1 protein-coding gene is annotated in these 244 nt (G+C 75.8%); it reads left to right on the top strand.

Annotated features, from left to right (window positions below; all coding sequences use genetic code 11):
* A partial coding sequence (locus tag AB4Y34_RS42545) for an AMP-binding protein (protein ID WP_368719378.1) occupies window positions 1-244 on the top strand: 244 nt, incomplete at both ends.

Raw genomic sequence — 244 nt, 5'->3', positions numbered from 1 at the left:
GCGCGCGGCTGCGGCAGATTCTGGGGGAGGCGGCGCCGCGGCTGGTGCTGGCCGATGCGGCGGGGCGTGCGGCGCTGGGCGGGGAGGCGCTCGCTGGCGTGGGGCTGGTGGAGCTGGAGGCGCAGTCGCCGGCGTGGGCCGGGCAGCCGTCATCGGATCCGGATGCGCGCGCGCTGGGCCTGGGTCCACGTCATCTGGCCTATGTGATCTACACGTCGGGTTCCACCGGCACGCCCAAGGGCGT

The organism is Paraburkholderia sp. BR10954, from assembly GCF_040965775.1.
Lineage (GTDB): Bacteria > Pseudomonadota > Gammaproteobacteria > Burkholderiales > Burkholderiaceae > Paraburkholderia > Paraburkholderia youngii.
Note: the sequence above shows the minus strand (reverse complement) of the source record. Positions and strands in the feature narration are given on the sequence as shown.